This window comes from Streptomyces bauhiniae (assembly GCF_004784475.1).
In the GTDB taxonomy this organism is placed as follows: domain Bacteria; phylum Actinomycetota; class Actinomycetes; order Streptomycetales; family Streptomycetaceae; genus Streptomyces; species Streptomyces seoulensis.
Window position 1 is genome coordinate 241,535 of record NZ_SRRT01000005.1, and the last position, 13,036, is coordinate 254,570.

Below are 13,036 nucleotides of genomic sequence, written 5' to 3' on the forward strand. Positions count from 1 at the left end.
ATGGCCCTAGTTCGACTTAACGTCCGGTCGTGCTCGGCGACGTGTCGAGCGGCATGGGGCCCCGGTGCATGATTTGGCCGTCAGCGGCCGGGGCCCCGTATCCACGACTCCTCCTAGGAGGCCGCGATGACCCCCTCCCCTCGGCGACGGCGCCGTAAACCGCGCCACGCCCGCCCCCGGCCGGCGCGCTGGGGCCGACGGTGCCCGCTCTGCGTGATCGACGCGCTGGAGGCCGCCGTCGGCCCCGCCGGGCAGTTGTTCCTCACCCACCAGTCCGAGCACTGGCTCGCCGCGGCCGGTGCCTGTCTGGTGCTGCTGCGCATGGCCGGACAGCGATGCCCGCACGCCCGTGATCCGCGCGACCAGCTCACTCCTGAGGCGGAACGTCCCGACGGTTCCGGCGCCCGTGAGGCCCACGATGCCCGCTGAATCCAGCCACGCCGCGAACAGCGCGGCCCACATCGGACACGTCATCGAGCGGGTCCGCAGACAGGCCCGCGTCAGTCCGGAGGCCCTGGCCCGGCAGACCGGGGCGGGTCTCGATCACGTCGCCGACGTCCTCGCCGGGCAGCGCTTCCCCAGCCGTCGCTTCATCATCACCTGTGCCAGGGCGTGCGGCGCCGATCCCCAAGTGCTGCTCATGGTCTGGGAGGACGAACACGACCGCCGGCGTACCCCGCCACGGTGAGGGTCGGCCACGTATCGGTGATTCATCTGGATTCCTCACCCGTCGTCCGGTCGGCGGTCTACCGTGAAAGAACGCCGCGCGGACCGTCGCGGCCCCGTGAGAGGAGTCCTGTGTCATCACCTTGCGATCCCTCGGAAGCGCCCGTCGGCGACGTGGGTGGAGCGCTCCTGATGATCGACTCTCGGCTCCAGGCGATCTATGACGACAAGGCTGAGGTCGATCCCGAATATCAGCGGCTGCTCGACCAGTTCGCCGCGTCCCTGGGCCCCTCGGGGCTGGACGCGCTGCTGGACGGCACCTGCACGCTGATCTATCTGTACATGAAGTGGCTGCGGCTGGCCTGCGAGGCGCACGAGCAGGACGTCCTCGAGACCGTGGTGCCCACCCTCGTGGGCACGATGCGCAAGATGCCGCAAACGTTCCGTCCCGAGGTCATCCCCATCATGGCCGGGCTGCTCATCTCCTCGGGTCTCGGACTGAGTCCGAGCCTGTGGCGGGCGCAGTACGGGCGTTGGACGGACGCCGAGATGAATCCACTGGAGGGTACGGCCGTTCTGCTCGCCGAGCACATCAACCGGATGTCCAACGACCGTGACTTCGCCACCCGTATGGTCACCGACGCCCTGACCGGAGCGGACAAGGAGTAAGGACGACACCCGCGTCTCAGGGCAGCCCCGTACGGGAGCTGCCCTGAGCGCTGTTCACTTGCGCCAGAACAGGTGGTGGGTCACCCCGCTCGAACTGGGGACGACGTCCAGGTGGAACCGGTCCAGCAGTTCGTCCGGGGACTCCCAGAGCCGTACGCCCGAGCCGAGCTTCACCGGCGAGACCGCCACGTGCAGGGTGTCGACCAGGTCGGCGTCGAGGAACTCCCTGATGGTGGTGGCTCCTCCCCCGAGCCGTACGTCCTTGCCCTGCGCCGCCTCCTTGGCCTGCGCGAGCACCTCCGCCGGTTCCCCCTCCACGAAGTGGAACGTGGTGTCGGACAGGGTGATCGAGGGCCGCTTGTGGTGCGTCAGCACGAACACCGGTGTGTGGAACGGCGGTTCGTCACCCCACCAGCCCTCCCACTCCAGATTCTCCCAAGGCCCCCGCTGCGGCCCGAACTTGTTCCGTCCCATGATCTCCGCGCCGATGTTCCGCGCGAAGTCCCGCGTCAGATAGTCGTCCAGCCCCCGGCTCCCGCCCCCATCGGTCCGCATCGGCCAACTCGCCGTAGCCCCGGCCCATGAGAACAGCCTCCCGGGATCAACATGCCCGAACGGCCTCTCCAACGTCTGCTCTTCCCCGGCCGCGATCCCATCACTGGAAACAGTGAAGTTCTGCACCCGCACTAGCTGACCCACGCGTTCCTCCTGGGCGGTCGACAACAGTGATGAGACTGCCGGGACCAGTGAAACTCATCGCAGACCGAGTACCTATGCTCGACGCGGTCCCAGTTCGACAGACCGGGATGGGCGATCGGGTGATCCGCGCCTACAGCACCGCCAGCCGGTCCAACAGCCTTTCCGCCTGCTGGATTTCCGTGCTCAAGGGGTGGTCCTCCGCCACATGCGGGAGGCCCGCCGAGGCTAGGGCGAAGGCGTGGCGGAGGGGGGTGTCGGGGAGTTCGGTGGCGGACATGCGCAACGCGCGTACCGCGCCGAGGAGTTCGCAGGCCAGGACGGTGCGGTAGGCCGCCGTCGCGGCGACCGTGCTGCGGACCGCGTGGGTGGAGAAGCTGGCGTGGTCCTCCAGGCCGCGGGAGATGACGGCGGTGCCGAGGGTGACCGGGGAGGCGGCGTGGCGGAGGGTGCCGAGGGCGTCGTGGGCGACGTACTCGAGGATCATGACGCCGGAGCTGCCCGCCGGGCCCTCGGCGAGGAAGGGCGGGAGGCCGCTGAGGTCGGGTTCGACGAGGTCGCTGAGGCGGGCGGCGGACAGCTCGGCGGTGTGGTGGAGCGCGGCGCGCAGGTAGTCGAAGGCGAGCGCGACCGGCGCGGTGGAGAACTGGCCGTGGTGGAAGGCTTGTTGGGTCTCCGTGTCGATGAGCGGGTTCTCCGCCGCCGCGTTGATGTCGACCTCCAGCACCTGTTCCACATGCGCGGCCGCCTCCAGCGCGGGCCCCTGCACCTGAGGGAAGGCCCGTAGGCCGAACGGGTCCTGGAGGCGCCGGCCGGGCGGCAGGTCGCCGCCCGAGGTGAGCAGCCGGCGCAGCTCGGCGGCACACCGTACGGCGCCGGGATGCGGACGCGAGGCGTGCACGCGCTCGTCGTACGCCTCCGCCGAGCCGCCCAGCGCGCAGAAGGTCAGCGCGGTCACCACATGGCTCGCGGCGAGCAGCCGGGACAGGTCGTGCCAGGCGAGTACGGCCTCCGCGAGGGTCGCGGCGTTGCTGGAGATGAAGGCGAGCGCGTCGCCGGGGCTGATCGCGACGGGGTCGATGCCGCCGGACTCCCAGGGCAGTTCCCCGGCGAGGGTCAGCGCGATCTCGGCCAGCGCGGTGAGGTCACCGGTGCCGATCGCGCCACGGGTGTGCACGAGGGGCAACGCGCCGACGCGCAGGGCCTGTTCGAGCGCCCGGAGCAGCCGGGGGTGCACCCCGCTGCCGGCGGCGGCGAGCTGGTTGAGGCGTACGGCCATGACCGCGCGCACCGCGTCGTCGGGCAGCGGCGCGCCGGTGCCGCCGGCGTGGCTGCGCAGCAGGCGCAGGCCGTGCAGGTCGGCGCCGTCGGGGTCGACGACGATGTGGCGGTTGGCGCCGACGCCGGTGGTCCGGCCGTACACCGCGCCCTTCGCGCCCAGCTCCACGGCCAGTTCGTAACTCTGTTCCGCCCTGGTCAGCGCGTCGGGCGCCAGCTTGGGCCACGCGCTGCGCCGGGCCACCCGGACCACATCGACGCACCTCAGTCCGGCGCCGCTGATCAGGATGCGGCTGGAGTCGGTCATCGCCACCCCTCTTGACAACAGTTCATTCATTCCTGCGAATAGCATGTAACTATTGATTCATCGTGCTGGCAAGAACCCGCCGGCGAGAAGGCGAGAAGGAGAACCCGGTGCCCCGGTCGCTGCACGAGCTGCTCACCGCGCACCGCCTCACGCCCGCGCAACGGCGCATCGCCAGCTACCTGGCCGAGCGCCCGCGCGACGCCGCCGCGCTGACCAGCGCCGAGCTGGCCGAGCACGCGCAGGTCAGCCAGCCGTCGGTGACCCGTTTCGTCGCGCTGCTCGGCTTCGACGGGTACGGGGAGTTCCGGCGCTATCTCCGCAACGCGACGACGGAGCCGGTGATAGAGCGCGGCGGCAACAAGTTCCAGGCCGCCGTCGACGCCGACCTGCGCAACCTCGCCGCGCTACGGTCCCAGCTCGCCGACGAGACCCGGCTGCGGGCGATCGCCGAGCGGCTGATGGCGTCCGTTCCGCTGGTCGTCGTGGGGTACCGCGTGTCGGCCGCGCAGGCCGCCTCGTTCGCCTACCTTGCCACCAAGATCCATCCGGATGTCCGGCTGCTGACCGACTCGGGCAGTGTGTTCGGCGACCATCTGCGGCACGCCCACCGGTGTGGCGCCCAAACACTGGTGATGGTCGCGCTCCCCCGCTACCCGCGGGAGTGCGCGACCGCGCTCCAACAGGCTCGCACCCTGGGCCTGCACACGCTTCTGATCACGGACCGGCTCGTCACGGCGCTCACCCCCCTCGCCGACGACGTGCTGAGCGCGGGAGTCGCCTCCGAGTTCGTGTTCGACTCGCACGCCGCGGTCGTCTCGCTGACCGTGGCGCTGGTGGAGGCGATGGCCGACGCGGCCGGTGCCTCGGCCCGGCAACGACTGGAAGGTTTCGAAGACTATGCCGCAGAGCAAGACCTCTTCCTCCGGGAGTGAGAACCCCGGACCCTCGGGGAGCGAGGAGGCGGCGACCGCGTTCGACGACGCTCCCCTCAACCGCTTCCATCTGCGCATCACGGCGCTCACGTTCTGCGCCAATTACTCCGACGGTTATGAACTCGGCATCATCAGCATCGCGCTGCCGTTGATCGCCCGGCAGTTGGGATTCGGCTCCGTGTGGGAGGGGCTGCTCGGCGCGGCGGCGCTGATCGGGATCTTCCTCGGCAGCGTGGTCGTCGGCTGGGGTGCCGACCGGATCGGTCGCCAGCGCCTTTACACGTACAACTTCCTGCTCATCTCGGTCGCGTCGGCCGCCGAGTTCTTCGTGACCGGTCCCACCCAGTTGTTCGTCCTGCGTCTGCTGATCGGTATCGGTATCGGCGCCGACTACGCGCTGGGCCCGACGCTGGTCGCCGAGTTCGTACCGCGCCGCTACCGGGGCGGTCTGCTCGCGTCCCTGACCGTGATGTGGACGGTGGGGTACGTGGTGGCGTTCTTCCTCGGCAACTGGGTGGTCGGCCTCGGCGGCGAGGCGTGGCGATGGCTGCTCGCGTCCAGCAGTCTGCCGGCGCTGGCTGTCGTGCTGCTGCGGCTCGGTGTGCCGGAGTCTCCGCGCTGGCTGGTCGCGCGCGGGCATCTGGAGCGGGCGCGGGCCGTGGTGCGCAGGCTCGGTGGCAACGAGGACGCGGTCGCGTCCCTGGTCGCGCACGCGCACACCGCCGCCGAGCGTCCCCGGGCGCGCTACCGCGACCTTTTCGGCCCCGAGTACTGGCGGCGCACGGCGTTCGGCGTCATCTTCTACAACGCCCAGGTGGTGCCGTACTTCGCCATCTACACGTTCCTGCCGCTGGTGCTGGCCAAGATCGGGGTCGGCGAGGAGGACACCACCAGCGACGGCATCCTGAACCTGTTCCTGCTGGGCGGCAGTGTCGCGGGCCTGTGGTTCGTGGCGAAGATGACCCGGCGGGGGCTGACGATCTGGTCCTTCGTCGTCCTGATCGCCGCGCTCGCCCCGATGGCGGTCTGGCCGGACGCGCCGAAGGCCCTGCTCTTCCCGTTGTTCCTGGTCTTCACCTTCACCATGTCGGCGGCGGTCAACCTCGACCAGGTCTACCCCGCCGAACTCTTCCCCACCGACCTCCGCAGCTCCGGCGTCGGCCTTCTCAACGGCATGAGCCGCATCGGCTCCGCGATCGGCACCTTCCTCCTCCCCCTCAGCCTCGACCACATCGGCTTCTCCCCCACCATGCTGGCCCTGACCGTAGTCCTGGCAATCGGCCTCGCGGCATCGGTGGCCTGGGCCCCGGAGACGAAGAACGTAGCCCTGGACTGACGGCCCGCCGTCAGGCGGGCTGCCACAGCTCGACCCGCTTGCCCTCCGGATCGGTCACCCACCCGAACCGCCCGACGCCCTCCATGTGGGGGAGCCGAAGTAGTCGGTGCCGGGTCGTACGGGCCGACGGGTCCGTACGACCGTGGTCAACGGATGCCGTCAGGCGCGGGGCGGGCGCGTTGCCGTTTCCAGGTAGAAGGCGTCGATGCTCTGGACGGCCTGTTCGAACTCGGCGAGGTTGACGGGCTTGGTGACGTAGGCGTTGGCGTGGCCCTGGTAGGCACCGGCCACGTCCTCCGGGGCGGAGGACGTGGTGAGGACGACGACGGGGATGGTCTGCAGCTCCTCGTCGGCCTTGAGGACCTGGAGCAGCTCGCGGCCGTTCATGCGGGGCATGTTGAGGTCGAGCACGATGAGGTCGGGGCGCACGCTGTCCGGGGAGCGCAGGTGCTCCAGCGCGGCGACTCCATCGGTGACCTGGACCAGGTTCCGGGCGCCGCGCTCGGAGAGAGCCTCCTCGATGAGCATCGCGTCGGCGACGTCGTCCTCGACGAGCAGGACGTCGAAGGGGCGGGTGGGGGTGGTCATCATCGGATGCTCCGTGGGTGCTTCATGGGAGTGGGTGAAGAGTCCCGGCCAGCGGCGCCGGGCGCCCTGGCGCGTCATGTCGCTGGCCTCGCCGAGCTGGGGGTAGCCGGCACCCGCGCGGGCGGCGTCCACGGCCGCCGCACGCTGGAGGCGCTCGGCGGCCCGCTGGAGATGCGTCAGTACGTGCAGCCGGGTCAGCGCGTGCGTGGGATCGTCCGGCGAGGGAATACGGGAACTTCCCTCCGCGACCTCATGGACGATCCGCCGCGCGACCTCGTCGACCGCCGCGTCCGCGAGCGCGGTCATCTCCTGCGGGGCGGTCGGCACGACGAAGTTCTTGCCAGGCATGACCAGCAGAGTAAGCCCTCGGCGTCACCCGCGACAACAACAGTTGTCATCGTCGCTTAAGGTATGCCTGCGCCGCTGCGATCGCGGCCGTCACCGGAGGAGAACAGAGGATGACCGTCGTTGAGAGGCCGCCGCACACGCGGGAGCTGTCCGCGTGGACGACTCGCCGCTGGCTTCGCCTCGGAGTCACCGTGGCGATGTCCGTCCTGGTGCTCCTGGGCGCGACCGGCGCCTGGGCCCTGGCGCGGACCGCGACGATCAGCGACAACCTCGTGGACGTGAAGTCCCCCGCGCTGACGACCTCGATCCGGCTGGAGTCGGCGCTGCTCAACCAGGAGACGGGCATCCGGGGCTACGGGCTCACCGGCACCACGGACTTCCTGGACCCGTACCGGCAGGGGCTCAGCCAGCAGAAGACGTACACGAAGGAACTGTCGGACCTCCTGAGGGGCAACCCCGCGCGCCTGCGTGACCTGAAGGCCGTGGAGGACCGGATCGAGACGTGGCAGGCGCAGATCGCGCGGCCGGTCGCCGCCTCCCCGGCCGGCAAGCCCTCGCCCGTGGCCCAGGAGAACGCGGCCAAGGGCAAGACGACCTTCGACGCCATGCGCGCGGCCATGGCCAACCAGCAGGACCGGCTGCGCGACGACCGCGCGTCGTCCAGGGCGGATCTGGCCGCCACGATGCGCCTGCGCAACTGGATCTTCGCCGCCATCGCGGCCGTCATCGTGGCCCTCGCGATGATCGTCTCCGAGGCGCTGCGCCGGGGTATCACCGGGCCGCTGGAGCGGATCGGCGCGGACGCCCGGACCATCGCGGAGGGCGACTTCGGGCACCCGATCACCCCGACCGGCCCCGCCGACCTGCGGCAGTTGAGCGACGAGATCGAGTCCATGCGCAGGCGTCTGGTACGGGCGCTGGACTTCAGCGAGGAGGCCCGGCTGCGGCTGGACGAGCAGTCCGCCGACCTCAAGCGGTCCAACGCGGAGCTGGAGCAGTTCGCGTACGTCGCCTCGCACGACCTTCAGGAGCCGCTGCGGAAGGTGTCCAGCTTCACACAGTTGCTCCAGCGGCGGTACGGCGGTCAGCTCGACGAACGGGCCGACCAGTACATCGACTTCGCCGTCGACGGCGCGAACCGCATGCAGACCCTCATCAACGACCTGCTCGACTTCTCCCGCGTGGGCCGGGTCCACAACACCCACCAGAGCGTCGACCTCAACGTCGTGATGAAGCGCACCCTCACCGCGATCAGCGTCAGCATCGAGGAGTCGGGAGCGGTGATCACCCGCGACGAACTCCCCACCCTCATCGCCGACTCCACCCAGATGGGCATGCTCTGGCAGAACCTGATCGGCAACGCCATCAAGTTCCGCCGCCCCGGCGAGACCCCGGTCATCCACATCTCCGCCGAACAGGACGGCGACTACTGGCGGTTCGCCGTCACGGACAACGGCATCGGCATCGCCGCCGAGTACGCCGAGAAGGTCTTCGTCATCTTCCAGCGCCTCCACACCAAGGACCGCTACCAGGGCAGCGGCATCGGCCTCGCCATGTGCAAGAAGATCGTCGAATTCCACGGCGGCACCATCGCGGTCGACCTCACCCACACGGAGGGCACCCGCATTGTTTTCACCTTGGCGAGCAGGCCGGTGGAGCCTGGCGAGTCGGAAGACCTCATCCCGCAGGCGGTGACGCACTAAGCCGCGAGGCGGGCACGCAGTCGCCGACCTCGCGTCAACGCCGCGCAGCCGCTGGGCACTTCGCGGAAGCCCTCCGCGCCCGTTGCCAAAACTCCTCAAGAGCCATCCGTACCCCCCGCCGGCCGGTCCCGTGCCGAGGGCCCCGTGAGCAGGCGGTGTTCGGTGGATTCGTAGCGCGCACGCTCCCGTTCGGCGGCCGGCTTGCTGGAGAGTACGGAGACGAGCCAGCCGGCGAGGAAGCCTGCCGGGATGGAGGCGAGGGCCGGGGTGTTGTAGGGGAACCAGTCGAAGTCGGCCTCGGGGAAGGCGGAGAGGGGGGTGCCGGAGACCAGCGTGGTGCCCGGGGTGAGGGCGAGGACGGTCAGCGAGCCGACGATGAGGGTGGCGAGCAGGCCCGCGCGGGTGTAGCGGCGCCAGAAGAGGGTGTAGAGGAGCGCGGGCGCGATCGCCGAGGCGCCGAGGGTGAAGGAGAGGGTCGCCAGCGGCTGGAGGCTGCGGTGCTGGGCGAGGGCGGCCACCAGGATGACGGGGATGCCGACCAGCAGGGCGCACGAGCGGGCGAGGGCGAGTTCCCGCACCGGTGCCAACGGGGTGCGGCGGGAGGCCGTCAGGTCGTGGGCGAGGGCATTCGCGCAGGCCAGCGTCATGCTTGCCACGGAGGCGAGCAGGGTCAGGAACACGGCGGTCGTGACGGTCGCGAACAGCAGACTCTCGGAACGCGAGAGACCACTGCCGAACGCGGCGCGGGCGCCCAGGAGATAGGCCGTCGTGCCGTGCGGATCGGCCCCGGTGATGCGCGCGTGCCCGAGGAGGGCGGTCGCCCCGGTGCAGATCAGTACGAGCATCAGGATGAACAGGGTGACCGAGGAGACCGCCCAGGACATGGCCCGCCGCACCTGGCGCGGCGTCCCGGCGGTGTACATGCGCATGGTGACGTGCGGCAGACACCCGGCGCCCAGCACGATCGCGCACTGGGTGCTCGCCAGGTCGAGCGCGGGATGCGGGCTGCTGGAGTACTGCAGTCCCCAGCGCAGGTAGGCGGGCCCGGCCCCGCTCTCGCGCGCGGCGGTGCGGAACAGCTCCCCGGCGCTCCAGCCGAAGGCGTGCAGGATCAGCCCGCTGACGACGAGCCCGGAGGCGAGCAGCATCACCGTCTTGAAGATCTGCACGAGCGCCGTACCGCGCATGCCGCCCAGTGCCGCGTAGCTGATCATGAGTATCCCGGCCCCGACCACACAGCCGTTCTTCGCGGCGGGCTCGGTGAACCCCATGACGTAGGCGAGGAGTTCACCCACCCCGGCGAGCTGGACGATCATCATCGGGACGAGCGCGAGCAGAGTGACCGCGCAGGCCGCGATACGTACGGAACGGGCGGGATGGCGGTGGCCGAGCACATCGCCCATGGTGTACCGGCCGGTGTTGTGGAGCGGCTCGGCGAGCAGGAACATCAGCAGGAGCAGGGACAGTACGGCACTGAGCGCGAGCACCACCCCGTCGTACCCGCACAGCGCGACGATGCCGCCGATGGTGAGCACGGTGGCGGCGGAGATGTAGTCCCCGGCGATGGCGAGCCCGTTGCGCAGCGGCGAGAGGGATTTGTAGCCGGTGTAGAACTCGGCGAGGTCGTCCGCGTCCGGACCGGTGAGGACGCAGAGCAGCAGGGTCAGCGCGACGACGGAGCAGAAGGCGGCCAGGGACCAGGACTGCGCGGGACCGCTGAACTCCGTCACCGGCCTCCTTCCCGGTGCACGGGCGCCGGGTAGGACTGGCGGGCGCGGCGGGCCAGCGGGTCGACGAGTCGGTAGGCGGTGGCCTCGTACAGCAGGACGGCCAGCCAGGTGACGGGAATCTGTACGAGGGCCAGGACGAGCCCGGTGGGCAGGCCGCCCGGCCCCGGACGGGTCATCAGCCAGGGGGCCTTGACGGTCAGCGTGAGGAAGACGGCGAAGTAGCCGAGGGCGGTGAGGGACGCCACGCGCCGCTGCCAGCGGTAGGCGCGGCGCAGCATGCGCAGGGTGCGGTGGGGACCGGAGCGAGGGCCCGGCGGCTCCGGGGACCCGTGTCCCGTCGACCAACTGGGTTCGCGGCGGTCGGGGGGTAACTCGGAGCTGTCGTAGGACACTTCGTGATCTCCTGGCGGGGACCGGGCCCGGAACGAGACGGACCGTGCGGGATGACCATGACGCTATGTCGACATGTTCCCTGCCGGGGACCGTTCTAGGCCAGAGGGCACCACCTGACCAGGCAGCGCCCTCCGCGTCCCGTAGGGCAGGGGACGCGGCAACGATGTGACCACCGAGGGACGGTGAGGCCCGCGGGCCAGGAGGCGCGTGAAGGTCTAGGCCGCTCGCGCACCCGCCGTCATCCGCGTCATGGCCCCGTACCGTTCCGCGAGTTCCGTCGGGGAGTGCTCGCCCCCGGCGCGGTACCACTGCGAGACCCCCGTGCACATGGTGACGATCGCCCTGCTGGCCTCGCGCGGGTACGGCGTGGCGAACACCCCCTGCGCGACTCCGCCCTCGATGACGTGGTCCATCAACCGCTGCTGGCGGTCGCGGGCGGCGATGTAGGTGGTGCGGGCGTCCCCGGTGAGGCTGCGGATCTCGCTGTAGGCGATGAACGCCAGGTCACGCTGGTGAGCGTGGAACAGCACGAGGCACTCCACGAGCAGGTCGAACCGGCGCGGGATGCCGTCGCCGGCCTCCTCCAGCGCCGCGGTGCTGCGTCGCCACAGGTCTTCCATGGCGTGGGAGACGAGCGCGACGAGCAGGGCTGGGTTCTACCTCGTGGACCGGCTCAAGGACCAGATCAACGTGTCGGGGTACAAGGTCTGGCCGCGCGAGGTCGAGGACGCGCTGTATGAGCACCCCTCGGTGCTGGAGGCCGCGGTGGTCGGGTGGCCGGACGAGTATCGCGGGGAGACGGTGGTCGCCTGCGTTTCACTCAAGTCGGGCCTGAGCGCCACCGAGGAGGAGCTGATCGCCTTCTCCCGCGATCGGCTGGCCGCCTACAAGTGTCCCCGCCGGGTCCATTTCCTCGCCGACCTGCCCAAGACCCAGACCGGCAAGATCCGGCGCGCCGAACTCCGCAAGGGCGGGACGCCGTAGGCGAGTTCAGGAGGCCCCGTGACCTGCCCCTCATCGATAGGTGAGCAACTCCCGGCTGTCACCGGCGAAATGGGCGTGTTCGTTGAAGGTCAGCAAGGTGGTCCCGGACGCCCCCACCGCGAGGGTGGTGACGGAAGCGTTGACGGCCACCCGGTTCAGGGCGACGACTCCCTCGTGGGGCAGTGAGAGCAACTCCCCGCACAGTGCGGCGAGAACCGCCCGAGGTGACGACCACCGCGTCCCGCCCCCGGCCGAGCGCGGCGGACAGCTCGGCCAGTCCGGCCGTGGCACGCCCGGTGAACGCGGCCCAGGTCTCGCCGTCGGCGTCGGTCGCGGCGGGGTCCCGCATCCAGGCCAACAGGGCGTGGTCGAGCAGGTCTTGTATCGAGGTGGTCTGCCCGGGCGCGGGGGCGTAGCGGGCGATCAGGTCGAGGTGGTCGTACTCGTTCCAGCGTGCGTCCTGCTGGAGCGGCTGCCCGAACCCGGCCGCCTCCGCGATGAGTTGAGCGGTGTCGCGCTGGCGCCTCAGGGTGCCCGAGACGAGGTACGGGTCCCGCAGGCCCCGGCGGGCGAGTTCCCGGCCGACGGCGGCGGCCTGGACTTGGCCGGGCTCGGAGAGGACGTCGTAGTCGTCCGCCCCGGCGGAGGCTTGGCCGTGACGGACGAGGCAGATCAGTGGCATGGCGGAACTCCCGCTCCCCTTCTGTCGATTGTCAGGTGCTGCGCGGGGTGAACCGCTCCGTCACCTGCTCCAGAGCGCTCACGAGCAGGTCGACCAGGCCGGTGGTGGTGATGACGTCGTCGACGGCGCCGATGGCCATCTCCTCCGCCATGGCCAGCCAGCCCCGGACGGCGAGCCGGTGCAGCGGCGTCGGATCGTGGACCCCCGCGGCGTCCAGCATCCGGTCGGTCAGGACGCGGCGGTTGTCCTCGAAGACCTCCAGCACGCGTTCGTCGCCCCCGGCCGCTGCCCGCACCACGGCGACGTAGTTGTCCCGGCGCCGCTGCACAAAGGACACGAAGCCGTCGACTATCCCGCGCACCCGCTCCCCCGGCGCGCCGTCTTCCGGCGCACGGGCGTGCAGCAGCAGCCGGTCCCCGCCGGCTCGCACGACCGCCACGTAGTAGTCCCGCTTGGTCGGGAAGTAGTGGAACAGCAGCCCGCGCGAGATGCCCGCCTCGGCGGCCACCTCGTCGATGGACATCTCGTGGATGGGGCGGGTGGTGAGCAGCCGCAGCCCGATCCCGATGAGCTGCGCCCGGCGCTCTTCCGGCCTCAGCCGGGCACGGGTGGGGGCGGCCATGGGCGCCGACCTTAGCTTGTTGAGCATTGCTCGACAAGGCTCGATGTTTCCGGCCCCTTGACGGCAGAGGACCCGCCCTTAAACTGAAACACGATTCGACAT

The 13,036-nt window shown here is 70.4% G+C and carries 14 protein-coding genes and 2 pseudogenes; 7 read left to right on the forward strand and 9 right to left on the reverse strand.

What is annotated here, in order from left to right:
- The first annotated feature begins 213 nt into the window (after nucleotides 1-213).
- From E5083_RS17940 to E5083_RS17950, 3 genes are all read left to right on the forward strand, one after another.
- On the forward strand, nucleotides 214-429 hold the full coding sequence (locus E5083_RS17940; RefSeq protein WP_135786716.1) for a hypothetical protein: 216 nt from the start codon (nucleotides 214-216) through the stop codon (nucleotides 427-429).
- The gene (locus E5083_RS17945) at nucleotides 419-688 is read left to right on the forward strand and encodes a helix-turn-helix domain-containing protein (protein WP_135786717.1); all 270 of its coding nucleotides are present in this window, start codon (nucleotides 419-421) and stop codon (nucleotides 686-688) included. Before E5083_RS17940 ends, E5083_RS17945 begins: the two co-directional genes overlap by 11 nt.
- Nucleotides 689-798: 110 nt before the next feature.
- Nucleotides 799-1,335 carry a hypothetical protein gene (locus tag E5083_RS17950; protein WP_135786718.1) on the forward strand — a complete coding sequence of 179 codons (537 nt, stop codon included), beginning with the start codon at nucleotides 799-801 and terminating at the stop codon, nucleotides 1,333-1,335.
- 54 nt (nucleotides 1,336-1,389) lie between these two features.
- On the opposite strand, the gene E5083_RS17955 is transcribed toward E5083_RS17950, so the two are convergent.
- Entirely contained in the window at nucleotides 1,390-2,034 is a 645-nt protein-coding gene (locus tag E5083_RS17955; RefSeq protein ID WP_135786719.1) for a dihydrofolate reductase family protein, read from the reverse strand.
- A 130-nt stretch (nucleotides 2,035-2,164) separates the two neighbouring features.
- A complete protein-coding gene (locus tag E5083_RS17960) occupies nucleotides 2,165-3,616 on the reverse strand; it encodes an aromatic amino acid ammonia-lyase (RefSeq protein ID WP_135786720.1) in 1,452 nt (483 codons plus the stop codon).
- Between the two features lie 107 nt (nucleotides 3,617-3,723).
- Between E5083_RS17960 and E5083_RS17965 the strand changes: the two genes are divergently transcribed.
- Nucleotides 3,724-4,548, forward strand: coding sequence for a MurR/RpiR family transcriptional regulator (locus tag E5083_RS17965; protein ID WP_135786721.1), 825 nt, complete (start codon nucleotides 3,724-3,726; stop codon nucleotides 4,546-4,548).
- On the forward strand, nucleotides 4,514-5,884 hold the full coding sequence (locus E5083_RS17970; protein ID WP_135786722.1) for an MFS transporter: 1,371 nt from the start codon (nucleotides 4,514-4,516) through the stop codon (nucleotides 5,882-5,884). The genes E5083_RS17965 and E5083_RS17970 overlap by 35 nt, the downstream gene beginning before the upstream one ends.
- A gap of 10 nt (nucleotides 5,885-5,894) precedes the next feature.
- Here the strand turns inward: E5083_RS17970 and E5083_RS32155 are convergent.
- A pseudogene (locus E5083_RS32155) lies at nucleotides 5,895-5,969 on the reverse strand (VOC family protein); the annotation flags it as partial.
- 74 nt (nucleotides 5,970-6,043) lie between these two features.
- Nucleotides 6,044-6,820, reverse strand: a complete 777-nt coding sequence (locus tag E5083_RS17980; RefSeq protein WP_135786723.1) for a response regulator — start codon at nucleotides 6,818-6,820, stop codon at nucleotides 6,044-6,046.
- Between the two features lie 110 nt (nucleotides 6,821-6,930).
- Between E5083_RS17980 and E5083_RS17985 the strand changes: the two genes are divergently transcribed.
- Nucleotides 6,931-8,523: a sensor histidine kinase gene (locus E5083_RS17985; protein ID WP_135786724.1), complete on the forward strand. Its 1,593-nt coding sequence runs from the start codon at nucleotides 6,931-6,933 to the stop codon at nucleotides 8,521-8,523.
- A gap of 95 nt (nucleotides 8,524-8,618) precedes the next feature.
- Here E5083_RS17985 and E5083_RS17990 read toward each other — a convergent pair whose 3' ends face one another.
- From E5083_RS17990 to E5083_RS18000, 3 genes are all read right to left on the reverse strand, one after another.
- On the reverse strand, nucleotides 8,619-10,253 hold the full coding sequence (locus tag E5083_RS17990; RefSeq protein ID WP_135786725.1) for a sodium/solute symporter: 1,635 nt from the start codon (nucleotides 10,251-10,253) through the stop codon (nucleotides 8,619-8,621).
- Nucleotides 10,250-10,645: a DUF485 domain-containing protein gene (locus tag E5083_RS17995; RefSeq protein WP_244317544.1), complete on the reverse strand. Its 396-nt coding sequence runs from the start codon at nucleotides 10,643-10,645 to the stop codon at nucleotides 10,250-10,252. Before E5083_RS17995 ends, E5083_RS17990 begins: the two co-directional genes overlap by 4 nt.
- A 216-nt stretch (nucleotides 10,646-10,861) precedes the next feature.
- Entirely contained in the window at nucleotides 10,862-11,266 is a 405-nt protein-coding gene (locus E5083_RS18000; protein ID WP_244317545.1) for a TetR-type transcription factor C-terminal domain-containing protein, read from the reverse strand.
- A gap of 18 nt (nucleotides 11,267-11,284) precedes the next feature.
- Between E5083_RS18000 and E5083_RS18005 the strand changes: the two are divergent.
- A pseudogene (locus tag E5083_RS18005) lies at nucleotides 11,285-11,630 on the forward strand (AMP-binding enzyme); the annotation flags it as partial.
- Between the two features lie 58 nt (nucleotides 11,631-11,688).
- Here the strand turns inward: E5083_RS18005 and E5083_RS18010 are convergent.
- Both E5083_RS18010 and E5083_RS18015 read right to left on the reverse strand, forming a co-directional pair.
- The gene (locus E5083_RS18010; RefSeq protein WP_244317546.1) at nucleotides 11,689-12,312 is read right to left on the reverse strand and encodes a histidine phosphatase family protein; all 624 of its coding nucleotides are present in this window, start codon (nucleotides 12,310-12,312) and stop codon (nucleotides 11,689-11,691) included.
- A gap of 31 nt (nucleotides 12,313-12,343) precedes the next feature.
- Nucleotides 12,344-12,934 (reverse strand): TetR/AcrR family transcriptional regulator, encoded by a 591-nt coding sequence (locus E5083_RS18015; protein WP_135786726.1) that lies wholly within the window; start codon nucleotides 12,932-12,934, stop codon nucleotides 12,344-12,346.
- Nucleotides 12,935-13,036 lie beyond the last annotated feature (102 nt).